23 protein-coding genes are annotated in these 25,036 nt (G+C 38.7%); 18 read left to right on the top strand and 5 right to left on the bottom strand.

Features of this window, described 5'->3' with window-relative positions; genetic code table 11:
- The first annotated feature begins 90 nt into the window (after positions 1–90).
- From B5473_RS19970 to B5473_RS19945, 6 genes are all read left to right on the top strand, one after another.
- Entirely contained in the window at positions 91–297 is a 207-nt protein-coding gene (locus tag B5473_RS19970; protein ID WP_008407794.1) for an alpha/beta-type small acid-soluble spore protein, read from the top strand.
- A 168-nt stretch (positions 298–465) separates the two neighbouring features.
- Positions 466–2,028: an acyl-CoA synthetase MbcS gene (gene mbcS, locus B5473_RS19965; protein ID WP_079528467.1), complete on the top strand. Its 1,563-nt coding sequence runs from the start codon at positions 466–468 to the stop codon at positions 2,026–2,028.
- A 255-nt stretch (positions 2,029–2,283) separates the two neighbouring features.
- Positions 2,284–3,294: a signal peptide peptidase SppA gene (gene sppA / locus B5473_RS19960; protein WP_079528465.1), complete on the top strand. Its 1,011-nt coding sequence runs from the start codon at positions 2,284–2,286 to the stop codon at positions 3,292–3,294.
- Positions 3,295–3,308: 14 nt separating this feature from the next.
- The gene (locus B5473_RS19955) at positions 3,309–3,800 is read left to right on the top strand and encodes an RDD family protein (RefSeq protein ID WP_079528463.1); all 492 of its coding nucleotides are present in this window, start codon (positions 3,309–3,311) and stop codon (positions 3,798–3,800) included.
- Positions 3,801–3,989: 189 nt separating this feature from the next.
- Positions 3,990–4,496, top strand: a complete 507-nt coding sequence (gene tpx / locus B5473_RS19950) for a thiol peroxidase (RefSeq protein ID WP_014823107.1) — start codon at positions 3,990–3,992, stop codon at positions 4,494–4,496.
- Positions 4,497–4,638: 142 nt separating this feature from the next.
- Positions 4,639–5,580 (top strand): class I SAM-dependent methyltransferase, encoded by a 942-nt coding sequence (locus B5473_RS19945; RefSeq protein ID WP_079528461.1) that lies wholly within the window; start codon positions 4,639–4,641, stop codon positions 5,578–5,580.
- 108 nt (positions 5,581–5,688) lie between these two features.
- Here B5473_RS19945 and B5473_RS19940 read toward each other — a convergent pair whose 3' ends face one another.
- Positions 5,689–6,135 (bottom strand): universal stress protein, encoded by a 447-nt coding sequence (locus B5473_RS19940; protein ID WP_079528458.1) that lies wholly within the window; start codon positions 6,133–6,135, stop codon positions 5,689–5,691.
- A gap of 332 nt (positions 6,136–6,467) precedes the next feature.
- Here B5473_RS19940 and ald point away from each other — a divergent pair, with 332 nt between their 5' ends.
- Entirely contained in the window at positions 6,468–7,601 is a 1,134-nt protein-coding gene (gene ald, locus B5473_RS19935; RefSeq protein ID WP_079528456.1) for an alanine dehydrogenase, read from the top strand.
- A 77-nt stretch (positions 7,602–7,678) separates the two neighbouring features.
- Here ald and B5473_RS19930 read toward each other — a convergent pair whose 3' ends face one another.
- Together B5473_RS19930 and B5473_RS19925 are read right to left on the bottom strand one after the other, a co-directional pair.
- Positions 7,679–8,314: a 5,10-methylene tetrahydromethanopterin reductase gene (locus tag B5473_RS19930; protein WP_079528454.1), complete on the bottom strand. Its 636-nt coding sequence runs from the start codon at positions 8,312–8,314 to the stop codon at positions 7,679–7,681.
- A gap of 196 nt (positions 8,315–8,510) precedes the next feature.
- A complete protein-coding gene (locus B5473_RS19925) occupies positions 8,511–9,599 on the bottom strand; it encodes a M24 family metallopeptidase (protein ID WP_079528452.1) in 1,089 nt (362 codons plus the stop codon).
- Between the two features lie 117 nt (positions 9,600–9,716).
- Between B5473_RS19925 and B5473_RS19920 the strand changes: the two genes are divergently transcribed.
- Both B5473_RS19920 and B5473_RS19915 read left to right on the top strand, forming a co-directional pair.
- The gene (locus tag B5473_RS19920) at positions 9,717–10,397 is read left to right on the top strand and encodes a metal-dependent hydrolase (protein ID WP_079528445.1); all 681 of its coding nucleotides are present in this window, start codon (positions 9,717–9,719) and stop codon (positions 10,395–10,397) included.
- A gap of 294 nt (positions 10,398–10,691) precedes the next feature.
- Positions 10,692–11,999, top strand: a complete 1,308-nt coding sequence (locus tag B5473_RS19915) for a DRTGG domain-containing protein (protein WP_079528437.1) — start codon at positions 10,692–10,694, stop codon at positions 11,997–11,999.
- Between the two features lie 47 nt (positions 12,000–12,046).
- Here the strand turns inward: B5473_RS19915 and B5473_RS19910 are convergent, their stop codons facing one another.
- Positions 12,047–12,358, bottom strand: a complete 312-nt coding sequence (locus tag B5473_RS19910) for a YtpI family protein (RefSeq protein WP_079528435.1) — start codon at positions 12,356–12,358, stop codon at positions 12,047–12,049.
- Between the two features lie 92 nt (positions 12,359–12,450).
- On the opposite strand from B5473_RS19910, the gene B5473_RS19905 reads away from it, so the two are divergent.
- From B5473_RS19905 to B5473_RS19870, 8 genes are all read left to right on the top strand, one after another.
- Positions 12,451–13,395, top strand: a complete 945-nt coding sequence (locus tag B5473_RS19905) for a DHH family phosphoesterase (protein WP_079528432.1) — start codon at positions 12,451–12,453, stop codon at positions 13,393–13,395.
- Positions 13,396–13,414: 19 nt separating this feature from the next.
- Positions 13,415–16,489 carry a DNA polymerase III subunit alpha gene (gene dnaE / locus B5473_RS19900; RefSeq protein WP_079528430.1) on the top strand — a complete coding sequence of 1,025 codons (3,075 nt, stop codon included), beginning with the start codon at positions 13,415–13,417 and terminating at the stop codon, positions 16,487–16,489.
- Positions 16,490–16,695: 206 nt separating this feature from the next.
- Positions 16,696–17,364 (top strand): FadR/GntR family transcriptional regulator, encoded by a 669-nt coding sequence (locus B5473_RS19895; RefSeq protein ID WP_254865378.1) that lies wholly within the window; start codon positions 16,696–16,698, stop codon positions 17,362–17,364.
- Between the two features lie 26 nt (positions 17,365–17,390).
- Entirely contained in the window at positions 17,391–18,263 is an 873-nt protein-coding gene (gene accD, locus B5473_RS19890; protein ID WP_079528425.1) for an acetyl-CoA carboxylase, carboxyltransferase subunit beta, read from the top strand.
- Entirely contained in the window at positions 18,256–19,212 is a 957-nt protein-coding gene (accA, locus tag B5473_RS19885) for an acetyl-CoA carboxylase carboxyl transferase subunit alpha (protein WP_079528423.1), read from the top strand. The genes accD and accA overlap by 8 nt, the downstream gene beginning before the upstream one ends.
- A 155-nt stretch (positions 19,213–19,367) precedes the next feature.
- Positions 19,368–20,327: a 6-phosphofructokinase gene (pfkA, locus tag B5473_RS19880; RefSeq protein WP_079528421.1), complete on the top strand. Its 960-nt coding sequence runs from the start codon at positions 19,368–19,370 to the stop codon at positions 20,325–20,327.
- A 28-nt stretch (positions 20,328–20,355) separates the two neighbouring features.
- Positions 20,356–22,116 (top strand): pyruvate kinase, encoded by a 1,761-nt coding sequence (gene pyk, locus B5473_RS19875; protein ID WP_079528817.1) that lies wholly within the window; start codon positions 20,356–20,358, stop codon positions 22,114–22,116.
- Between the two features lie 143 nt (positions 22,117–22,259).
- The gene (locus B5473_RS19870; RefSeq protein ID WP_079528419.1) at positions 22,260–22,649 is read left to right on the top strand and encodes an FxsA family protein; all 390 of its coding nucleotides are present in this window, start codon (positions 22,260–22,262) and stop codon (positions 22,647–22,649) included.
- Here B5473_RS19870 and B5473_RS19865 read toward each other — a convergent pair.
- Positions 22,633–23,601, bottom strand: a complete 969-nt coding sequence (locus B5473_RS19865) for an AI-2E family transporter (RefSeq protein WP_079528417.1) — start codon at positions 23,599–23,601, stop codon at positions 22,633–22,635. The two genes, B5473_RS19870 and B5473_RS19865, sit on opposite strands and share 17 nt — an antisense overlap.
- Positions 23,602–23,863: 262 nt before the next feature.
- Between B5473_RS19865 and citZ the strand changes: the two genes are divergently transcribed.
- Positions 23,864–24,979, top strand: a complete 1,116-nt coding sequence (citZ, locus tag B5473_RS19860; RefSeq protein ID WP_079528414.1) for a citrate synthase — start codon at positions 23,864–23,866, stop codon at positions 24,977–24,979.
- Positions 24,980–25,036: the final 57 nt, after the last annotated feature.

Below are 25,036 nucleotides of genomic sequence, written 5' to 3'. Positions count from 1 at the left end.
TTTCCTAATCGAGCTATAATTTACCTGTGTTTTTTATGTATTAATCTCTCCTCCCGGCACATTCTAATGTCACAAGGAGGTGAGAGACAGATGGCAAACAACAACAGCTCAAACAAATTACGTGTACCTGGTGCACAACAAGCTTTAGATCAAATGAAATATGAAATTGCACAAGAATTTGGTGTACAATTAGGTCCAGACGCATCATCTCGTGCAAACGGTTCTGTAGGTGGCGAAATTACGAAACGCCTAGTACAGATGGCTGAGCAGCAATTACGCGGCAACCAAAACCAATAATCCTTTAAAAAAGGAACGCTACTTTTAAAGTAGCGTTTCTTTTTATTTTGTTAATAAATTATTTTTGTTATGCAATAAAAAGTGGCGGAATATTTTGATATTAATGAAAAGGATTATTATACTTAATATGTAAGACTCATTTTTTTTAAACAAAGGGGAGTTCCAAAAATGAATGAAAATCAATTAGTTGCACCGGAAATTTATAACATTGTAAATGAATTTGAAAAGCATGAAAATAAAAGCTCAAAAACAGCATTAGTATTTCAGGAAGAAAACGGACACCAAGAGCAATATACATACGAAGAGTTACTGCAAAGAGCAAATCAGGTCGCAAATGCCTTTTATGCACAAGGATTAAAAAAAGGTGATGTTATTTTAATTATGCTGCCGCGCTGTTTAGAAGCATATGTTTCTTATATTGGAGCATTAAAAGCAGGATTGGTTATTATTCCAAGTTCGGAATTGCTTCGAGCTAAAGATATTGATTATCGTCTAAACCATTCAGAAGCTAAGGCGATAATCGTGATGGAACAATTCGTAAATGAATTTGAACAAGTAGAAAATTTAGCGAATGTAGAATGCTTTATCGTCGGGAATGAAAAAGAAGGATGGACTTCATTAATGGCGCTTGCAGAGCAGCAATCAATCGAGTTCGATTCCGTTGAGACGACAGCAAATGATTTGGCATTTTTAGCTTATACGTCAGGTACGACAGGAAATCCAAAAGCTGTAATGCACTCACATGGTTGGGGATATGCACATTTACGTACAACAGCAGCTGAGTGGCTTGGAGTACGTGATGGCGATACGGTCTGGGCAACTGCAGCCCCAGGATGGCAAAAGTGGATCTGGAGCCCGTTTCTTGCTGTATTAGGAAGTGGTGCAACAGGATTTGTATACAAAGGGAAGTTTGATCCAACACAGTTTTTACATTTAATCGAGCAGCAACAAATCAATGTACTATGCTGTACGCCGACAGAATATCGTATGATGGCAAAATTAGATCAGTTAAATTCATTTAATTTATCTTCATTGCGCAGCGCTGTTTCAGCTGGTGAGCCTTTAAACCGTGAAGTGATCGAAACTTTTGAACGTGAGCATCAATTAACTGTCCGTGATGGCTATGGGCAAACAGAAAATACATTGTTAATCGGAACATTATTAAATATGGAATTGCGCCCTGGCTCGATGGGGAAACCTACTCCTGGAAATATCATTGATTTAATCAATGAAGATGGTGACCTTGTACCGGCCGGTGAAGTCGGTGATATTGCAGTACACAAATCGACTCCTGCATTATTTAAAGGATATTATAAAGATCCTGAACGTACAGCGATTCAATATCGTGGAGATTGGTATGTAACAGGCGACCGCGCAATAAAAGATGAAGACGGCTATTTCTGGTTTGAAGGCCGAAATGATGACATTATTATTTCATCAGGTTATACAATCGGACCATTTGAAGTAGAAGATGCATTAACGAAGCATCCTGCTGTACAGGAATGTGCTGTTGTTGCAAGTCCAGACGAAATACGAGGAAATGTTGTAAAAGCATTTGTCGTTTTAAAAGATGTTACATTAAAAGATAGTCCTACAATTGTAGAAGACCTGCAAAATCATGTGAAACAACTTACTGCACCATACAAATACCCACGAATTATCGAGTTTTTAGACGAATTACCTAAAACAATTTCGGGGAAAATCCGTCGTGTTGAATTGCGTGTAAAGTAGGGGAAATAACATTGCTCGACAATTATTTCCCGGGTAATTAAAAAAGGTGGCGAAATTTGCCGCCTTTTTTTCACTTTATTCTGCAAATATTCATGTTTAAACAAGTTGAATTACAGAAGTTATGCTCCACCATTTGAAAACAGCTAAAGCTTGGTTGATTGTTAAAATGGTAATATGTCAAAATCACTGTAGGAAATGGTTTTTGATGAAACTTTTTGTAAAATAGTTTCGTACATATATTGAGGAGGCGTGAAAATGAATACAAAACGAGTTGTGGCACTCATTATTGCTGCCGTATTATTATTTTTCTCTATTGGGATCAATACGATTATTTCGATTTTCAAGACTGATTTCTTTACCAGTTTTGATAATTTGATGGGGACGGAATCACTCACATACGAAAACGTCGTGGAAACAGGAGATTTAACGAGTCGAATTGCGCATTTAACGGTAGATGGTGTAATCCAGGATGTAGGGGAGCCGAGTATTTGGGAAACGGTCGATTACAACCACCAGCTGTTTATGGAGCAATTGGATGCTGTACTGGAAGACGATACAGTTAAAGGTGTTGTATTATCTGTAAACACTCCAGGTGGCGGTGTCATTGAATCAGAAGAAATTTACCAAAAGTTATTGAAAATTAAAGAAGAAAAACAAATTCCGATTTATGTCTCAATGGGATCAATGGCTGCTTCCGGCGGTTATTATATTTCAGCACCGGCAGATAAGATTTTTGCTCAGCGCGAGACGATTACCGGTTCAATCGGTGTTATTATGCAATCGATTAATTATGGGAAATTAGCCGAAAATTTCGGGGTCGAGTTTGAAACAATCAAATCAGGCGAACATAAAGACATGTTTGGCGGTGTACGACCTTCTACAAAAGAGGAACTTGCGATGCTGCAGGAAATGATTGATGAATCATATGAGCATTTCGTTGATATTATCGAAGCTGGACGTAATATGTCTGAAGCTCAAGTGAAGAAAGTAGCGGATGGCCGTGTATTAGGCGGTACTCAGGCATTGCGTGCTGGGCTTGTTGATGAAATAGGAAATGAAGAAGCGACGATTAATGCATTACGCGCGGATTTTGGATTGGAAGATGCAGCGTTGTTTGAATATACAATGGATACATCAAGCTGGGGTTCTTTATTAGGTGTAAAACTGGGCTCTATGCTCCGACCATCTGCTGAGTCTGAAGTATTGTCCAAAATTATTTCAACGACAAATTCGCCTCGCATGATGTATTTATATGGTGACTATTAATAGGAGGGATTACGATGACTGACATAATCGAAGTAGTGGATGAAGCATCTGTCGTAAAGCCGCCTTCTATTAAACAAAAAACAGCCGGCTTCTGGATGCGTTTCTGGGCATTCCTGTTGGATTCAATTGTCATTAGTGCGATTATCGGCGTCTCGATTAAGCCGGTATTTGCATTGATGAATTGGAGTGTTGCCAGCGATGTTTGGTATGCACCGATGACAATTATTTCGGGAATTATTTTTTACGCTTATTTTGTGCTCATGACAAAATTTTTCAAGCAAACATTAGGGAAAATGACGTTTGGAATAAAAGTTGAAAAAGATGACGGGGAAGCGCTTGATTGGATGACTGTGCTATTTCGTGAAGGGGTAGGACGATTTATCAATGGTACATTATTATACTTACCGTATTTAATTGTCGCCTTTTCACCAAACAATAAAAGCATTGCCGATTATTTTGCCGATACGGTCGTTGTTCATGAAAATATTTTTACAAAAGATGTTTAAAAAAGAAAAGAAGGGGAAATAATTTACTATCGACACCTTCTAAGCAAGAGAAGAGCTGTTTTGTAAGATACGTCTTATAAAACAGCTCTTTTCTTTTTGTTTTCTTTATTTAAATGAATATAAGCTCAGTTAGTTGCAATTGCTAAATCTTTTTTAGTAATATTAGGGAATATAAAGGAGGCGTTTAATATGGCACAAGTAACATTTAAAAACAGTCCAGTAACACTAATCGGTAATGAGGTAAAAGTTGGTGATCAAGCACCGGACTTTACAGTAGTTGCAAATGATTTATCAGAAGTAACTTTAAAAGATTCTGAAGGTAAAATTCGCTTATTTTCGGTTGTTCCATCATTGGAAACAGGTGTTTGTGATAAGCAAACTCGTACATTTAACGAAGCTGCGGCTAACTTAGGTGACAATGTTGTAATTTACACAGTATCAATGGATTTACCATTTGCTCAAAAACGTTGGTGTGGAGCTGCGGGTATCGATAATGTTGTAACAGTATCAGACCACCGCGATGCATCATTCGGTGAAGCATATGGCGTACATATGAAAGAATTACGCCTTTTAGCACGCTCAATTTTCGTTGTTGATGAAACAGGCAAAGTTGCTTATGTGGAATATGTTCCAGAAGGTACAGACCACCCGAACTACGATGCTGCAATCGAAGCAGTAAAAGCTCTTGCAAAATAATTTCGATTTAAACGATTTTATTGTAAAGTAATTACATGTATAATTAACACCCACTCAATAATCATTGAGTGGGTTGTTCATTTAGTGGATATGACGCAATTCGGCGAGAAATCCAAATAAATGGAATGAGGGAGTTAGTTTAATGGAAAAGTTTGAACAAATTTTCAAATATATTAATGACAATGCGGAAAATATCGCAGCGCAGCAAGAGCAGGATTATTTGGAAGCGTTACTGCAAACATTGGAAGATACACTGGACGGGAAGTTTGAGTGGCAAGTAGAAGGTGCAACGAAGGAAGATATGCGTAAAGCAATCCAAATTGCGATTTTAAAAGGGATGCGTAAAAGTGCGCAGCCGAACCACCAAATGACACCAGATACACTTGGGCTTATTGTCAGCCATTTTGTAGAGCAATGCTTTGACCAGGAATTAACGGAACGGACGATCTCTATTGTTGACCCGGCACTCGGTACAGGGAATTTACTCTTTACAGTGATGAATGCGCTGGAAGGGAAAGTAGTTGCTTCAGGAGTGGAAGTCGATGATTTATTAATTCGGTTGGCAGCAGCGACAGGTGACCTTATCGAACAACCTGTAACACTATTCCGTCAAGATGCATTGGAAAAACTGTTAGTCGATCCGGTTGATGCAGTAGTTTGCGACTTGCCTGTAGGATATTATCCGAATGAAGAAGTAGCACTTGACTACGAATTATGCGCGGCAGAGGGAATGAGCTACGCACACCACTTGTTTATCGAGCAATCTTTTAATTATACAAAAGAAGGCGGCTTTGGATTTTTCCTGATACCGGCAAATTTATTCGAATCAGATCAGGCAAAACAGCTGCATCAGTATATTAAAGGAAATGCATGGATTCAGGCGGTCATCCAATTGCCGGAAAACCTGTTCTCATCAAAAGCGCATGAGAAAAGTATTTTAATTTTACAAAAGCAAAGTGAACAGTTAAAAGCACCTCGTGAGGTTTTATTGGCAAAAGTACCGAATATGTCAAACCGTGATGCTTTGGCGATGTTCTTCGAAAAAGTAAGCATGTGGAAAGAAAGCAATAACCAGAAACGATAAAGTCTAGAGGCGGAAGTATTATCTCTGCCGCTACGTTAATGCATAATAAATAATAAATGCCATCGACTCAATTTGAGAAGATGGCATTTATTATTTTATTTAATTAAATCACTCTGGTGTACGGATAACTAATACGTCACATGTAGCTGAACGTACGATTGCTTCTGATACAGAACCGATCAGGAATCGTTCAACAGCATTTAAACCAGTTGCACCACAGATAATTAAATCTGCTTCTACAACATTTGAAAGTTCTTTTGTAATAATATTTTTAGGAGAGCCATATTCAATAATCAGGTTAACGTTTTCAACGCCTTCTGCTTCAGCTTGCTGCTTGTAGCCGTTTAACAATTCCTCAGAATGTTGTTGAGCACGCTCAGCAATTGAACGGTCATAAGCTTCTATAGCTGCGAAAGAACGTGTGTCGATAACGTTTACTAGGTTGATTGTTGCACCTTCATTGCGTTTTGCAACATCGATTGATTTACGGAATGCATATTCTGCTTCTTTCGAGCCGTCTACTGCTACTACAATGCTTTTATAATGGTTTGCCATTTTCCATACCTCCTAATTATCTATAACTATATTATACCAAATAATTTTCCAAAGGACATAATACCTGCGCTGAAATATAGGGGAAATACAATAAATTCCATGAAATAGTCACAAATTTATCGTGTTGGGTATAATAGTTTTTACTATTATAAAATATTTTTATCAGCAAAATAATAGCAGTTTCTCAACAATAGCAAGATATGATTGACGATTCACTTTTCAGAATAGAATTTACATTCAAAATCCTCTACTAATTTGCTGGTAAAATTGGTAAAATGGATTTGATTTATGTTAAACATATTTCTAAGTGATTGTTAAAGGGAGGAATTACGTTGAAAATAGGGGTACCGAAAGAAATAAAGAACAATGAAAATCGAGTTGCGATGACACCAGCAGGAGTATTGTCATTAATCGCAAATGGTCATGAAGTATATATTGAAACAGGTGCAGGATTAGGTTCTGCATTTACGGATCAGGACTATATTGAAGCTGGTGCCCATATTGTACAAACAGCAGCTGAAGCATGGGCGGGAGAAATGGTTTTAAAAGTAAAAGAACCTGTGCAAAGTGAATACAAGTATTTCCGTGAAGGATTAATATTATTTACGTACTTACATTTAGCACCGGAACCTGAATTGACTAAAGCTTTACTTGAAAATCGAGTAATCGGTATCGCCTATGAAACAGTGCAGTTACCAAACGGTTCTTTACCATTATTAACACCGATGAGTGAAGTAGCAGGTAAAATGGCAACACAAATCGGCGCACATTATTTAGAAAAACTGCCGGGCGGTAAGGGGATCTTGCTTGGTGGAGTATCAGGTGTTCCTCGCAGTAAAGTAACGGTAATTGGCGGGGGTATTGCGGGAACAAATGCAGCTAAAGTAGCGGTCGGCATGGGAGCGGATGTTACGATTATCGATTTGAATCCTGAAAGATTACGTCAGCTTGATGATTTATTCGGACGTGATGTTCAAACGCTAATTTCAAATCCTTATAATATTGCAGATGCTGTTCGTTCTGCTGATTTAGTAGTAGGCTCAGTGCTTATTCCAGGAGCGAAGGCACCAAAATTAGTTACTGAAGAAATGATCCAATCGATGTCACCAGGATCTGTTGTTGTTGATATTGCGATTGACCAAGGCGGTTGTTTTGCAACATCTGAAAAAGTAACAACACATGACAATCCTACATTTGATAAACATGGTGTTGTGCACTATACGGTAGCAAATATGCCAGGTGCGGTTCCACGTACATCGACAATCGCGTTAACAAACAATACGGTTCCTTATGCATTACAAATTGCAAATAAAGGCTTCTTACGTGCATGTCTGGACAATCTTGCATTAAAGCGCGGCGTTAATACATTGGACGGTAAAGTTGTATACCGTGCAGTAGCGGACGCACAAGGACTTGAATTTGCAGAAGTAGAAGATGTATTAGGTGCACTGACAGGATTAAATTAATAAATATTAAATATTTTACAGCAAAATCCGCTCCGATTGGCAAAACCAAACGTAGCGGATTTTTTTATTCGGTCATTCTATTTAACCGAGATTAATTCAGTTGTAATATTACCTTCAAAATCAGTAATACGGATAATCCCGTGATCTTTTGCCAGGTAGATTTTCGAACCGTTTGGATATCCTAAAACTACTACATTACGGAATGTTCCTGCTTTAGTTTTAACTGTTGCACTTGTACTTTCAACGTAAACGGGAGTTGTTTCCGTAGTACCGTCATATAAATAATCCGTATCGGTAATTGTTGTCTTTTCTTTCATCGGGTAGCTTAATGAGAAGAAAAATATATCTGAATAGGCAACACCTAATGCAAGCTGCTGCTGATCTTCAATATACGTATAGCCGATAAAGTCATCTTCCAACAATTCTACCGAGTTTTCGATCGATTTATTTTTAGAAGCGGTATATGTTTTTGGGCCGGCATCTTCGAATGATGGTTTATACGTATAACTGCGATTTACTTTTGGCATAAAGCCTGTATTTGAGACAGGAGCTTTTTCCTTTACCGCTTTATTCGGTGATGCACTTTTAGAAATGACTTCATTATTTACCTTGCTTGTTTGACTTGCTTCGGCTTCCGTATTCCATTCAATTTGACTTATTGGCAATAGTGTAAGCACAATTATTAGTAGCGTTGTAAATGACCATCTTTTCATAATGCACCACTTCCTTTCGGTTATTTTCAAGTAATTAATAGTCTATTCCTCATTTTTGCTTTTAGAAAACAAGTTAAAAATTGTAAAGTTGATAATTGATTAAAAATATTAAAAAGCGAGCAATCCTCTGAAAAAGGACTGCTCGCTTAGTTTATGCAAATTTAATAGTTTCTATACAATCAAATGAACTAATATATTATAAAATTACAAGTTCTTTTGTGAATGATGTAAGTACTTCCACACCATCTTTTGTAACGACTACATCGTCCTCGATACGAACGCCTGCAGCATCTGTTTTATAAATGCCAGGCTCGATTGTAAATACTGTACCTTCATTTAGGACGAATTCGTTAGCGCCGTTAATTGATGGGAATTCATGAACAGAAATACCAAGACCGTGACCTAAACGGTGTGTGAAGTATTGGCCATAGCCTGCATCTGTAATAACATCACGGGCAATTTTATCCAAGTCCATTGCGCGGACGCCTGGTTTAACTGCTTCAATTGCTGATTCGTTAGCGCGGCGAACAGCATTATAAATTTCGATTTGCTCGTCATTTGGCTGACCGAATGCTACTGTTCGGGTAATATCTGAACAATACCCTTCGTAAATAACACCTAGGTCAAATAAGATTAAGTCACCTTTTTTAATTTTGCGGTTACCAGGTGTTCCGTGAGGAGAAGCCGCTTTTTCTCCAGCCAATACCATCGTATCAAAGCTCATTGCATAGCCCTTAGCCTTAATAGCTGATTCGATTGTATTTAAAATTTCCATTTCTGTTACGCCTTCTGTAATTGCATCGCAACCAACTTGAATTGCGTAGTCCGCTAATTCGGCAGCTTTACGCAATTTTTCAAGTTCTACTTCATCTTTTGAAATACGAAGTGCGTTAATTTTGTCATCAATACCTGCAAATTTCAATTGCTCATAACGTTCTTGAATCGCTTCTAAACGCTCAACCGTTAAATGAGATTTCTCAATAGCCAATGTGTCGAATGCAACGTTGCGAGCCGCTACAGTTTTTGCAACGACATCCCAGGCATTTTCAGTATCTTCATGTCCGACAACGTCGAAAGCCCATCCTGCAGCTACTGCATCAGGCATTTCCATTTTCGGGCAAATTAAAAACGGTTCTGCATCCTTAAATACCATAACTCCAAGTAAGCGTTCATGCGGCTCACTTCTAAAACCGGAAAAGTAAAAGACATTGTCAGGTGTTGTAATAAAAGCAGCATCCCAACCATTTTCAAATAAATGATTTTGTAATTGTTTCAATTTCGACATTGTATAAACTCCTTTGTTATTCAATTAATGAATTCGCGGTATAAGCATATCAAAAAAAGGAGAATTGTGCATAAATATCGAATGATACAGGGAAGGTTATTTTAGGAGGTATATAATATGCAGATTTCATTTCACGGACATTCCGTCGTAAAAATTGTGACAAATGGGACTACGATTTTAATTGATCCTTTCATTAATGGAAATGGACAAACAGATTTAAAGGTAGAAAATGAAAAACCGGATGTTATTTTATTGACGCATGGACATAATGATCATGTTGGAGATACTGTGGAATTAGCAAAAACACATGATGCACTCGTTGTTGCGCCAAATGAACTTGCAGACTATTTAGGCTGGCAAGGTTGCAAAGTCCACAATATGCATATTGGTGGTGCACGCCAGTTTGAATTCGGAAAAGTAAAATTTACACAAGCGTTCCACGGCTCGTCATATGTAACGGAAAACAACGAAATTATCTATATGGGAATGCCGGCAGGAATTTTATTTACGGCAGAAGGTAAAACAATTTACCATGCTGGTGATACGGCATTATTCGGAGATATGGAGTTAATCGGAAAGCGTCATCCAATTGACATTGCCTTTTTACCGATTGGCGACAACTTTACAATGGGACCTGAAGATGCAGCTTATGCAGTTTCGTTATTGAAGCCGAAAATTGTTGTACCGGTCCACTACAACACATTCCCGCCAATCGAACAAGATCCGGCAGACTTTGCAAAACTTGTTGAAGGCGCAGAAGTACAAGTATTGCAGCCAGGGGAATTTGTTAAATTCTAATTTACTATTGAACGTACATCTATTAGATATTATTATTTCTTAAGGTTGAAACAAATTAATAACACTATTTAAGAAACGGATATTTTAATCGTAGCAAAAAAATACCATTTTTCTCAAAAGAGAAAAATGGTATTTTTGGTTATGGACAGGCTGACTTTGACTTATTAATTTCTTGAGCTTTTTCTTACATTTATAAGCAATTATACGGGTATATGTATTGAAAATAGTATAATTGCGCCGTTTAAATATGGTACACTAAAGACATAAATGAATGATGAGAAATAGGTGATGTAATTGTCAACAAAACACGAGAAGATTTTACAATACATTGAATCACTACCAGTTGGCGATAAAATTTCGGTTCGTCAAATTGCAAAGGAAATGCAAGTGAGTGAAGGGACAGCTTACCGTGCGATTAAAGAAGCTGAAAACCGACGTCTTGTAAGCTCAATCGAACGTGTAGGTACGATTCGAATTGAAAAGAAAAAGAAGGAAAACATTGAACGCTTAACATTTGCTGAAATTGTAAATATTATAGATGGTCAAGTTTTAGGAGGGAAAACAGGTCTCCATAAAACACTGACGAAATTTGTAATTGGTGCGATGAAGCTTGATGATATGATGCGCTATACAGATGCAGGGAGCCTGCTCATTGTCGGTAACCGTACACAGGCACATGAATACGCATTGAAAACAGGAGCTGCTGTATTAATTACAGGCGGATTTGATACAACCGAATCCAATAAAGAGCTGGCAGACGATTTGGATCTGCCGATTATTTCAACTACGTATGATACGTTTACAGTGGCGACAATGATCAACCGTGCCATCTATGACCAGCTGATTAAAAAAGATATATTACTGATTGAAGATATATATGTCCCGATGGAAGATACGGCGGTCTTAAAAAATAATGATACGATCGCAGATTTTCATAGACAGAACCGTCGTACGACACATGGAGCTTTTCCTGTTGTAACAGGTCAAAACAGGCTTGTCGGAATGATTACGAGTAAAGACGTGATCGGGAAAGAAGAGTCAGAGCCGGTTGATAAAGTGATGACAAAGAACCCGATCGCTGCTTCAATGAAAACAAGTGTCGCTTCAGCAGGACACCGAATGATCTGGGAAGGAATTGACTTGCTTCCTGTCATTGATGAAGAAGGGGTATTAAAAGGTGTTATCAGTCGTCAGGATGTATTAAAGGCGATACAGTTGGCACAACGTCAGCCTCAGCATGGCGAGACGATCGATGATTTAGTGAAAAATGAAATGCGTGTTATGGGTGAAGAGGATATTGAAGTGGAATTTACTGTTACACCCCAAATGACAAACCAGTTTGGTGCAATTTCATATGGTGCTTTTACAATTCTGCTATCCGAAGTCGGTGCTTTTGCATTGAAGCGTCGTAAGCGCGGAGAAGCGGTTGTTGAAAACATGAATATATATTTTATCAAGCCAGTTCAGATGGAAAGTGTATTAACTGTCCGTCCTAGAATTTTAGACATGTCACGTAAATTCGTGAAAATGGATTTTGAAGTATACAGCGCGACAGTTCTTGTAGGAAAAGCGATGATGACATACCAGTTATTAGAACGATAAAAAAGGGTCATGCTGAAAGTAAATCGCTTTCAGCTGACCCCGTTCTTTTACCTGTTTAGTTCGTATTCTTCTTTTATGTATCGGCCTTCATGCTGGATGCGTTTATAGTTATTAACACCTAAACCTGCACCAATGATTAAGAAAACAGCTGCAACGGCAAACCCGAGAATATCCGGATACAGAATCGTTGCATTCAGACCAAAGAAGATGAGGAATGCGGCAAGCGCAACTCCGGCTTTCGCAGTGTACCATTTACGACGAATAGGCAGTGTCGAACGGAACTGCTTCGTTTTGAAATAAAAATAAAATACTAGTGACGCTATAATACAGGCAACAAACAGAAAATTTAAATAGACCATATTGAACCTCCTAATAGCCAAACTACTAAATATTGTAACGATTTTTAGTGGAAAATGATATAGGTATTCAATATGGACGAGGAGGAAATGTATTGAAACGTCAAATTATTGACAAAATTAAACAATATGAAACAATTGTACTGCATCGCCATGTACGACCGGACCCGGATGCGTACGGTTCACAAATCGGGCTCGCTGAGTTAATTCGGGCCAATTATCCGGAGAAAGCGGTATACACGGTCGGTGAGCATGACGATTCATTATCTTTTATGGCATCTCCTCAGCAGATTGAAGATGCACAGTTTAAAAATGCACTGGTCATTGTGACAGATACTGCGAATACTGAACGTATTGATGATCAGCGCTATGTAAACGGCGATTTTCTTATTAAAATCGACCACCATCCGAATGACGATGCTTATGGTGATTTATTATGGGTGGATACGGATGCTAGTTCATGCAGTGAAATGATTTATGAGCTTTATGAAGAAGGCAAAACGTATGCGGATTGGGATATGTCCGATGAAGCGGCACGTCTGTTATTTGCGGGGATTGTCGGCGATACTGGGCGTTTCTTATATCCGAGTGCAAGCCCGAAAACATTTGAAACAGCAGGACAACTTGTACAGTATAATTTCGACCGAAATGAAGTATTTGATGGCATGTACGAAATGGAACGCAAACTATTAAATCTTCAAGGTTATATATACCAGCATTTCGAAATGGATGAAAACGGTGCGGCTTCAATTAAATTGCCTGCAACTATTTTACAGCAATTTGATGCTACCCCTTCCGAAACATCCCTATTAGTCAGTTCATTGGGCAATGTAAAGAATATCCAGGCATGGGTGATGTTCATTGAAGACAATGATACAATTCGCGTTCGCATCCGTTCGAAAGGTCCGGTTATCAATGGCCTGGCGAAAAAGTATAAAGGTGGCGGACATCCACTGGCATCTGGTGCTACAGCATATTCTTGGGAAGAGGCAGATCAAGTAATTGAAGATTTGAAAGTCATTTGCAGTGAATATAAATAATATGATGGAGGGATGACGGGTGACTGTATATCCGCAAGTACGGACAAGTGCCGATTTATTGAAAAGTACAATTCGTATCGAAGAGCTCATCCCTTTTTTACATCAGCAAAAGGCAAAAAGCTGTGCAATTGTTAATACGAAATTGTACGGACTTTTGCCTTTTTGGTTTGAAATGAAAAGGGCCGGTATTCATCCTGTAGTAGGCTTGACGATTCAGCTCGAATTGACTGAAGATCAATCATTGCCGCTTGTTTTATATGCAAAAACAAACGAAGGTTATCGTAATTTGTTGAAAATCTCCAGCAGCATTTCCATTCGACCGGAGCAGACGATTCCATTACGATGGCTGCTCGCATATGGAAAGGGAATTGCTTTTATGATTCCCGCGCTTGAACAGCAGGCTATATGGTTGCAACAGGTAGCGGAGCCACTATTGAAAGAAATTATTAAGACCTATCCGGATGAAGTATATATCGGGATTTCCCGTTTATCAGACATAGCAAGTTCGGAAAGTTCGGCAGTGCAGCTCGCTGAAAAAAATGCTCTCCCGATTGTTGCAACACATGAAAGTCTGTTTTTTAATAACGAGGACTTTTTTGCCTATGAAGTGGCACAAGCCATCCATACTGGTGTAAAACTGAATGATGCTGTAGAAAGCAATAAGCAGGAAAATCATTTACTGACAGCAGAACAATGGCAGCAGAAGTTTCATGATCAGCAACAATGGCTCGTACAAATGGAAAATTTATTACTGAGCTGTCAAATTGAAATAAACACAAATAATGTTTATATGCCGAAGTTTCCGGTTGGTGAAGGAGAAACGGCTGAAAATTTACTGCAGCAGCAAGTGTTGACTGGTATACAGCGACGTTTAAATATGCACACATTGCCAACGCAATATGTTGAACGGATGAACTATGAGCTCCATGTTATTCAGTCGATGGGCTATTCGGATTATTTTCTGATTGTTGCCGACTTTATGCAGTTTGCACGTGAAGCACAAATATTAACTGGACCGGGCCGTGGTTCTTCCGCGTCTTCTCTTGTCGCATTTGCACTCGAGATTACACAGGTGGATCCATTGCAATACGATTTACTGTTTGAACGTTTTTTAAATCCTGAGCGTATTACACTGCCGGATATCGATATCGACTTTTTAGATACGAGAAGGCATGAAGTAATTCAGTATGTTGCGAAAAAATACGGCAAACAATATGTCGCACAAATAATTACGTTCGGTACACTATCCGCCAAGGCGGTTGCCCGTGATGTTGCCCGTATGTTTAATTTCGAAAGTGAAGCATTGGAAATGATTTCTAAGCTAATACCGAATAAGCCCGGTATTACACTGAAGGAAGCATATGCAATGTCGGAAAACTTAAGGGCATGGGTTACGGCAGAGCCTATCCGCCAAAAGTGGTTTCAAACATCTCTTCGGTTGGAAGGACTTCCAAGGAATGCGTCGACACATGCTGCAGGGGTCGTATTGAGTCCTGTTCCATTAGTCGATGTCGTACCAATAGAAGAAGGACATGACGGGATATTTTTAACACAGTGGCCGATGCAAGAAGTGGAGCAGAACGGATTATTGAAAATTGACTTTTTGGGGCTCCGTAATTTAACGATTTTAGAGCAAATACGGAAGTCGATTAAGTTTACTCATAATACACAACTCAATTTTAATCAAATTCCGCTCAATGATGGGAAGACATTTGAGCTATTACAAAATGGCGACACTAATGGTATTTTCCAGCTAGAGTCGGATGGCATGAAAAATGCACTCCGTGAAATTAAACCGACCCACTTTTTAGATATTGTGGCGGTCAATGCATTGTATCGACCGGGTCCGATGGAATTCATCCCGATGTATGCAAGAAGAAAACATAAAAAAGAGCAGGTAATCATGCCGCATCCGCATTTAACACCGATTTTGGAAGAGACATACGGCGTTATTATTTATCAGGAGCAAATAATGCGCATTGCGAATGTAATGGCGGGCTTTTCTTTTGGTCAGGCTGATTTGCTCCGTCGTGCTGTAAGTAAAAAGAAGCGGGATGTACTAGAACAGCAGCGAGCCTCTTTCGTAAAAGGTGCTTTAACAAAAGGCTATACACAGCAGGCAGCGGAAGAAGTATATGCATTGATAGTCCGGTTTGCAGATTATGGCTTCCCGAAAAGCCATGCCGTTGCCTATAGTGTTATTTCCTATCAGATGGCATACTTGAAAGCCAATTATCCGGTCAATTTTTATGCTGCCCTCCTGACAAATGCAACGGGTAATCCGGAAAAACTTGCCCAAATTATAATGGAGGCAAAAGCAAGGGGAATCGAAATTCTGCCGCCGTCGATTAATCGAAGTATGCGTCACTTTAAAGTGGAAGGCGGGAAAATCCGATTTAGTCTCTCTGCGATTAAAGGTGTACCGCAGCCTTTTATGCAAAAACTGTTAATTGCGCGTCAAGAAAGACAAAAGCCTTTTGATTCTATATTTGATTTGGCTGTGACGTTGACGACAGCGAATTTCAACAGAAAAATTATCGAACCGCTCATTAAAGCAGGTGCACTTGATGAATTCGGCAAAGATCGTGCTACATTACTCGCTACTATTGAAGGTGCACAAAAACAGGCTGATTTCGTACGACCTGGCGGGGATGACTTGTTTGAAGGGGCATTGCTCGCATTCGGCAAACCGAAATACAGTGAAACATCGCCAATACCGGAAAAAATCAAATTGCAGTACGAAAAGGATGTGCTCGGTTTTTATTTATCAGATCATCCAATCGTAAAATTACGAAGCCATTATCCGGAAGTTACGGCTACTGTTCAAACTTTGGCGCATCTTAAAGACAATGCATTCGTAAAAATGATCGGTCAAGTTCGGGAAATGCGCCAGCTCCGTACAAAGCGCGGTGAACTAATGGCATTTGTTCAGATGGAAGATGAGTTTGGAACAGTTTCTTTAACATTATTCCCGAAAGAGTATGAGCAAGTTGTCGGGAAAATCCGGGAAGAGGGACTGCTTTATATCGAAGGCTTTTACGAGCATCGATTTAACAAACAGCAAATAAAAGTTAAACAGATTATTATAAAATAAATAGTATTAAAGAGCGCCTTCTAATAGCTTTAGAGGCGCTCTTTTTATATGGGTTCATCTAAATTTATCGAAAAAACGTAAATCTAGTTATATATTCGCAAATTTTATTATATATAAAATATAAGTTTTATATTTTCTCTTTACAATGTGAAAAACATTTTGTATTCTTACTTTAGTAACTGGTCTGACCACTTTTGTTAATAATAATGGAAAGCGTTAGTCACGGTGAGGTGAAAAATGTGGAAGATAAGCCCGCAAAAAAGATGTTTATTCAAATTGTGAAGCAATTACACGATTTAATTGCGGAACAAAATATTCAGGAAGGGCAAAAGCTTCCTTCAGAAAGAATGTTAAGCGAGCAACTGCAAGTGGGAAGGTCTTCGGTTAGGGAGGCTTTACGCAGTCTGGAGTTGCTGGGCTTAATCGAAACAAGGCATGGCGGTGGTACATATTTGGCTAGTATGCAGCACCATCAGTTTGTTGAAATTGTCGGATCATTTATTTTGCAGGACGAAAAATCGATTGCGGATGTGTATGCGACGAGAGAAATGCACGAAAAAGAAGCGATTCGAATTATTTGCCAGTCTGACAATTTGAGGGCACTTCCGATTTGGGAGAGCTTTTTTGTAAAGGTAGAGCTTGGGCAAGAGTTAAAAAGAGAAGACATACTTCGTGAATGTATGATCGTTTCAGGTAACCGGCTTGCATTAAAAATTTGGCTTCAGCTTCTTTCTTTCAGCAATAATTTATTGGCAAATGAAATAACAGAAGAAGAGAAAATGGAATTAAAAATACTGCTTGCTTCATTGCAAATGGGTTATTTACATGAAGCAACTGATTCATATGAAAAATGGATGGTCATTATTAAAGAATGATTACGTGAATATAAAGGGGGATTACGATGGCGATTCGTGATTTATTTACAATTAGTCGTAAAAAAAATACTGATAATATAACTAGAAAAGAAGATGAAAAATCCTTTCCGGAAGGCATCGTGACAAAATGTCCTAAATGTAAAACGATTCATGTCACAAAAGAACTCGAAAAAAACTTAAAAGTATGCGCAAAATGTCAGCATCATTTTAGTTTGAATGCCAATGAAAGAATTGCCTGTTTTTTAGATGAGGGTTCATTTGTTTCAATGGACGATCATCTTCAAACTACAAATCCATTAAACTTCCCTGCATATGTGGAAAAAGTGGAAGCGGATATTAAAAAGACAGGGTTAAACGAAGCAGTATTAACAGGTGTAGGTGCATTAAAAGGGATGCAGGTTGTTGTTGCGGTAATGGATTCGCATTTCCGTATGGGGTCGATGGGATCGGTTGTGGGTGAAAAAATTACCCGCGCTGTAGAAAAGGCGACAGAGCTGAAAGTGCCATTCATTATCTTCACGGCAAGTGGCGGTGCACGTATGCAAGAAGGGGTATTGTCATTGATGCAAATGGCAAAAACGAGTGTTGCTTTAAAACGCCATAGCGAGGAAGGCTTACTATATATTTCAATTTTGACGCATCCGACTACAGGTGGTGTATCGGCAAGTTTTGCATCGATCGGCGATTATAATATCGCAGAGCCTCAAAGTCTGATTGGATTTGCGGGACGTCGTGTAATAGAACAAACGGTACGCGAAAAGTTACCGGATGATTTCCAGACAGCAGAATTTTTATTAGATCATGGACAGCTTGATGCAATTTTCAACCGTACAGAAATGCGCGACAAAATTGCAACAATTGTTAAGCTGCATGTACAAGGAGGCGTATCGCATGTCTAAATTAATGGCATTTGAAGAACCGGTTGTAAAACTTCGTGAAAAAATTGTAGAGTTAAAAACAATTGCCACGGAAGCAGAAGTGGATATGAGCGGAGAAATCGAGAAGCTGGAAACACGCTTACAAGAACTTGAAAAAAACGTTTATGCAAATATGGAGCCTTGGCACCGTGTGCAAGTAGCCCGCCATGCTGACCGTCCAACAACACTTGAATATATTGAACGTATTTTTGAAGATTTTATCGAAGTACATGGGGATCGTACATTTAAAGATGATGCAGCAATTGTCGGCGGGATTGCATCATTCAATGGTCAGCCAATTACGATTATAGGACACCAGCGCGGGAAGACGACAAAAGAAAATATTCGCCGTAATTTTGGTATGCCTCATCCGGAAGGCTACCGCAAGGCGTTACGTTTAATGAAACAGGCAGAAAAGTTCAAACGCCCAATTATTTGCTTTATCGATACGAAAGGTGCGTATCCTGGTAAAGCAGCTGAGGAACGCGGTCAAAGTGAAGCGATTGCGCGTAACTTGTTTGAAATGGCGGGTATTCGGGTACCGATTATTAGTATTGTAATTGGTGAAGGTGGAAGTGGCGGTGCCCTTGCACTTGGAGTCGCAAATAAAATTTTGATGCTTGAAAACTCAACGTATTCGGTAATTTCTCCTGAAGGAGCTGCATCAATTTTATGGAAAGATGCAAGCTATGCTAAAGAGGCAGCTGAAGCGATGAAAATAACAGCCCTTGATTTAAAGCAGCTTAAAGTTATTGATGGGATTATACCGGAAGTTGCCGGCGGTGCCCATAAAGATATTGAGCAGCAAGCGATTTTTATGAAAGAATATCTTACAAGCGTTCTAAATGATTTAAATAAAGAGAGTGCAGATCAATTAGTTGAAAATCGTTATATGAAATTTAAAAATATTGGACAGTATATAGAACAATAAGGTTGTTTTATAACAGTAGTATACTTTGAAGAATGCGTGTGAGCGCATTCTTCATTTTTTTCAAAAGCTTTACAATTTGTTTTCTAGAATAGTTACATATGAGCGTATTTTCTGTTAATGTGGATAGTAACAGCGTAATAGGAGGAAAAGGTCGTATGAAGAAGATTGCGGTTTTAACGAGTGGTGGAGACGCACCGGGAATGAATGCTGTTATTCGTGCAGTCGTTCGTAAAGCACGTTTTCATAATGTTGATGTTGTCGGAGTGTACCACGGTTATGAAGGTCTCTATAATGGGAACTTCGAACTTTTAGATATTGGTTCTGTTGGCGATATTATTCAACGAGGCGGGACGAAACTGTATTCAGCACGTTTCCCTGAATTTAAGCAGGATGATATTCAAAATAGGGCAATCGAACGCATGAAAGAAGAGGGAATCGAAGGGTTAGTTGTGATAGGCGGCGATGGTACTTATCGTGGAGCCATGCAATTATCAGATAAAGGATTCCCGTGTGTAGGTATTCCCGGTACAATTGACAATGACGTACCTGGTACAGAATATACGATTGGCTTTGATACGGCACTTAATACAGTAGTTGAATCGATCGATAAAATCCGAGACACGGCAACAAGTCATGAAAATACGTTTGTTATTGAAGTAATGGGCCGCGACGCTGGAGACATTGCTCTTTGGGCAGGTTTGGCCGCTGGTGCGGAATCGATTTTAATACCTGAAGAGTCGTATGAGCTGGATGATATTGTAACGCGTCTTGAACGTGGGGCAGCTCGTGGAAAGCGCCATAGTATTATTATTGTTGCTGAAGGTGTAATGAATGGTCATAAACTTGCGCAGCTTTTGGAAGAACGCACAGGAATTAAAATTCGTACATCTGTATTAGGTCATATACAGCGAGGAGGGTCTCCATCTGCTCGGGATCGCGTTTTAGCAGGTAGATTTGGTGCAAGAGCGGTAGAGCTATTGTTGGAAAACAAAGGTGGAAGAGCAGTTGGCGTGAAAAATCACGCTATAATCGATTATGATTTAAGAAAAGCATTTGAAACTAAGCACCAAGCAGACTTAAGTTTGTATACATTATCAAAAGAGCTTTCAATTTAAAGTGCATAAAAACGGAGATGACAAAATTATGAGAAAAACTAAAATTGTTTGTACTATTGGACCAGCTAGTGAATCACCAGAAATGTTAGAAAAGTTAATTGATGCAGGGATGAATGTTGCCCGCTTAAATTTCTCACACGGAAATCATGAAGAACATGCAAACCGTATTGCTGCAATTCGTGATGCAGCAGAACGCATGAAAAAACCGGTTGGAATTTTATTGGACACAAAGGGACCTGAAATCAGAACACACTCAATGGAAAATGGTGAGTTACATTTAGTAACAGGACAAGTAATCGATATTTCGATGACAGAAGTTTTAGGAAATGAATCACGTTTCTCCATCACATACGATCAGCTGATTGAAGACGTAGACCAAAACGATATTATCTTATTGGATGACGGTTTAATCGAATTGCGAGTACTTGCGAAAGATACGGAGCAAGGGTTAATCCATACAATCGTTGAAAACGCTGGTATTTTAAAGAATAAAAAAGGTGTAAACGTACCAGGCGTTTCTGTGAAATTACCTGGTATTACAGATAAAGATGCGGCAGATATTTTATTCGGTATTGAGCAAGGTATCGATTTCATCGCAGCTTCATTTGTTCGTACTGCAAAGGATGTACTCGAAATTCGTGAACTATTGGAGCAAAATAACGGCAGCCACATTCAAATTATCCCTAAAATTGAAAACCAGGAAGGCGTTGACAACATCGATGAAATTATCGAAGTTTCAGACGGTTTAATGGTGGCACGCGGGGACTTAGGTGTAGAGATTCCTGCAGAAGAAGTACCATTAGTACAAAAATCATTAATCAAAAAATGTAACCAAGTCGGCAAGCCTGTTATTACAGCTACACAAATGCTGGACTCAATGCAGCGCAATCCACGTCCTACTCGTGCAGAAGCATCAGACGTTGCAAACGCAATTATGGATGGTACAGATGCAATCATGCTTTCTGGGGAAACAGCAGCAGGTCTGTATCCGGTAGAATCAGTAGCAACAATGAACAAAATTGCAATTCGTACGGAAAATGCTTTAGATTACCGAACAATTGTATCAACACGAAGCCGTGAAAAAGAAGCCAATATGACAGAAGCTATTTCTCAGGCAGTTGCCTATACTTCGATTAACCTTGGTGTTAAAGCAGTATTAGCTCCGACTGAAAGCGGTAATACTGCAAGAATGATTGCAAAATATCGCCCAGGTGTATCAATCATCGCAGTTACAAGTCAGCCAAATGTCGCTCAGAAATTGACATTAGTATGGGGCGTTAAACCAATTTTAACGCAACGTGTTTCAACTACAGATGAAATTTTAGAGTTATCAGTTGATGAAGCGCTAAAACATGAGTTTGTCAGCCATGGTGATGTGGTTGTTATTACTGCTGGTCTTCCGGTTGGTGAAGCAGGTACAACGAACTTAATGAAAGTACATGTAATTGGCGACTTATTGGCACGTGGACAAGGTATCGGTAAACTGTCAGTTGTTGGTAATGCAATTATCGCTAACAATGCAGCAGAAGCATTAGCTTACGATACTGAAGGAGCAATTATTGTAACAGTAGGCTCTGACCGTGAAATGATGCCAGCAATCGAAAAATGCGCAGGTATTATTACTGAAGAAGGCGGGTTAACATCCCACGCTGCAGTAGTCGGCTTAAGCTTAGGTATTCCTGTAATTGTCGGTGTAAAAGAAGCAACTAGTCTAATCCAGCACGGACAGGAAATTACAATGGATGCCGAAACGGGTGTTATTTATAAAGGACACGCGAGCGTTCTTTAAGATTAATACGGATAAAAATTAATTTAGTACAGCAAAACCACCATTTCTTATAATGAAAATGGTGGTTTGTTTTTTGTTATAACCTCTTTTTGAAACTTTTTCTTTGCTGTTTCGTATAAACTAAAAGAAGAGGGGGTTCATAAATGAAAAAGACTTTATTTGGATTACTCGCACTCGTATTTGCAGAAATTGCGGTATTTATCGTAATTGGAAACGCGATCGGTGTTTTCTATACATTGTTATTAATCATTTTCACATCCATTGCAGGACTGTTGATCGCCAAAAAACGCGGTACAAAATCTATACAGGATATTCAAAAAAGCATGCAGCAAGGTCAACCACCTGCAGTACCGGTCATTGAAACATTTATGATTTTTGTTGGCGGCATTCTTTTGGCGTTACCGGGCTTCATTACGGATATTCTTGGATTACTATTTGTATCAGGAATTACACGAAACCTGTTTAAGCCGGTCATCTTCTACTTTTTACGTAAGAAAATGAAAAGAGGACAAGTCGTTATTTTGCAAAAATAGCGTGTTGTTTCACTTTAATGGCAATCATCAATAATATTGGACTGAGAATGATTCCGTAAAAACCGAATAATAATACTGAGGCAGCGCTGATTAGAAATGTGTGGATCATACGTAAATGCAACGTGTGTGACCAGAGCATTGATTCAGTTAGCTGCCTTATCATTTGTACAATAAAGTACAGAACTAAAATGGCAATACCCATTATCGGTTCGTTTACAATAAAATAATAAATGGAAACTGGAATCAGGAAAATTCCGATTCCTAAAAAAGGCAGGCAATCTGCAAAGGCAATTAAAAAGGCTTTAATAACAAATGCTTCAAACTTCATAAAATAAAACCCTATACATAGCAGGATAAACGTCAGTGTAAACAATTGCATTTCCACTACGATAAAGCGGCCAATAAGCTCCATTCCTTTTTGGAAGTAGCGAGCCCATGTAGTGCGATAAGCTTTCGGTATATAAGCGAAAAACCATAATCGGTTTTTATAGCTCTCCATCAACGCGAAGTAGAATGTCACAATGAAAATGAAAAATTCAAATATAGACTGAAAACTGTTTTTTATAAAATTGATTGTATAGAACAGCAAGTCCCTTATTAAACTTTGAAGTTTTTCTACAATAAACGGTAGAAGCGGATGTTTCATATAGGTGCTGTCCAAAGATAAGAGTGTTGACTGCAGCTGAGGAAGAATAGTGATAAAGCTGTGAATAATGAGCATGATAACCGAGACGACAACCGAAAATAGAAATACAGAAAGTATAATGACTACGAGAAAGAATGGCAGTCTAAATTGCTGCTTGAAAAAAAGGAATACGGGAAATAGTAAGTAAGCGAAAAATAGACCGAAAATAATAGGGGGAATGAAATAAAAAAGGATAAAATAAAGTAAAAGAACGATAAAGTTCCTACTTTTTACTAGCCATTGGTTTGTTTTATTTGTATAATCCATTTATCTCACTCCTAATTATTACCTAGATTAACTCATTACAAATTATAAATTCTCTTTTTTGCATGAATTCTATCACATATGTGATTTTTTCCTAAAATCCTACTAATTCATTCACAAAGCCGTCAAAATTGATTATAATGAAATTTGTAAGCGATTTACTTATAGGTTCAATTGAGCAGAACGATATGAGTGTGCGACTTTTTAATAGAGTAAAAAGAAAGCACTTACAAAATTAATTTACTAAGTGAAGGAGCGATTTTTTATGTCAGCAACAAAAGGTTTAGAAGGTATCGTAGCAGCAGAATCGAAAATTTCTTCAATTATCGATGATACACTTACATATGTAGGGTATGGCATCGACGACCTAACTAACAATGCGACTTTTGAAGAAGTAGTATTCTTGTTATGGAACACGCGTTTACCAAACGCTGAAGAATTAGCTAACTTAAAAGAAGAACTAGCTAAAAATATGGAAATTCCAGCGGCAATCACAGATTTATTCAAATCTATGCCTTTAAACACAGTGCACCCAATGGCAGCACTTCGTACAGCTGTATCTATGTTAGGTGCATTTGACGAAGAAGCTGATGTTATGGAAGCTGAAGCAAACTACCGTAAAGCAATCCGTTTACAAGCGAAAATTGGTACAGTAGTAACTACTTTTGCACGTGTACGTCAAGGTAAAGAACCAGTTGCTCCAAAACCAGAATTAGGTTATGCAGCAAACTTCTTATATATGCTGAAAGGTGAAGAACCAGCAGCAATCGAAATTGAAGCATTCGATAAAGCGTTAATTTTACACGCTGACCATGAATTAAACGCTTCTACATTTACTGCACGTGTATGTGTTGCGACATTATCAGATGTATACTCTGGTGTAACTTCTGCAATCGGCGCATTAAAAGGCCCATTACACGGTGGTGCTAACGAGCAAGTTATGAAAATGTTAACTGAAATCGGTTCAATCGATAACGTTGAAACTTGGGTTCAAAACAAATTAGATAACAAAGAAAAAATCATGGGCTTCGGTCACCGCGTATACCGCAAAGGCGACCCACGTGCACCTCACTTACGTGTAATGTCTGAAAAGCTTACTAAATTAACAGGCAAACCAGAATTATACGATATGTCAGTGAAAATCCATGACATGATCGTTGAGCAAAAGAAATTACCTGCAAACGTAGACTTCTTCTCAGCATCAGTATATGATTCTTTAGGTATCGAGCATGACTTATTCACACCAATCTTCGCAGTATCTCGTACTTCAGGTTGGGTAGCGCACATTTTAGAGCAGTATGCAAACAACCGTCTAATCCGTCCACGTGCGGAGTATGTTGGTCCAGATATGCAAAAATACGTTCCAATTAACGAGCGCTAATTAAAAAAGTATGTTAAAATATCTGGGACTGTGATTTGACACAGTCCTAGATTTATG

It is taken from the genome of Solibacillus isronensis, from assembly GCF_900168685.1.
Classification (GTDB): Bacteria; Bacillota; Bacilli; order Bacillales_A; family Planococcaceae; genus Solibacillus; species Solibacillus isronensis_A.
Note: the sequence above shows the minus strand (reverse complement) of the source record. Positions and strands in the feature narration are given on the sequence as shown.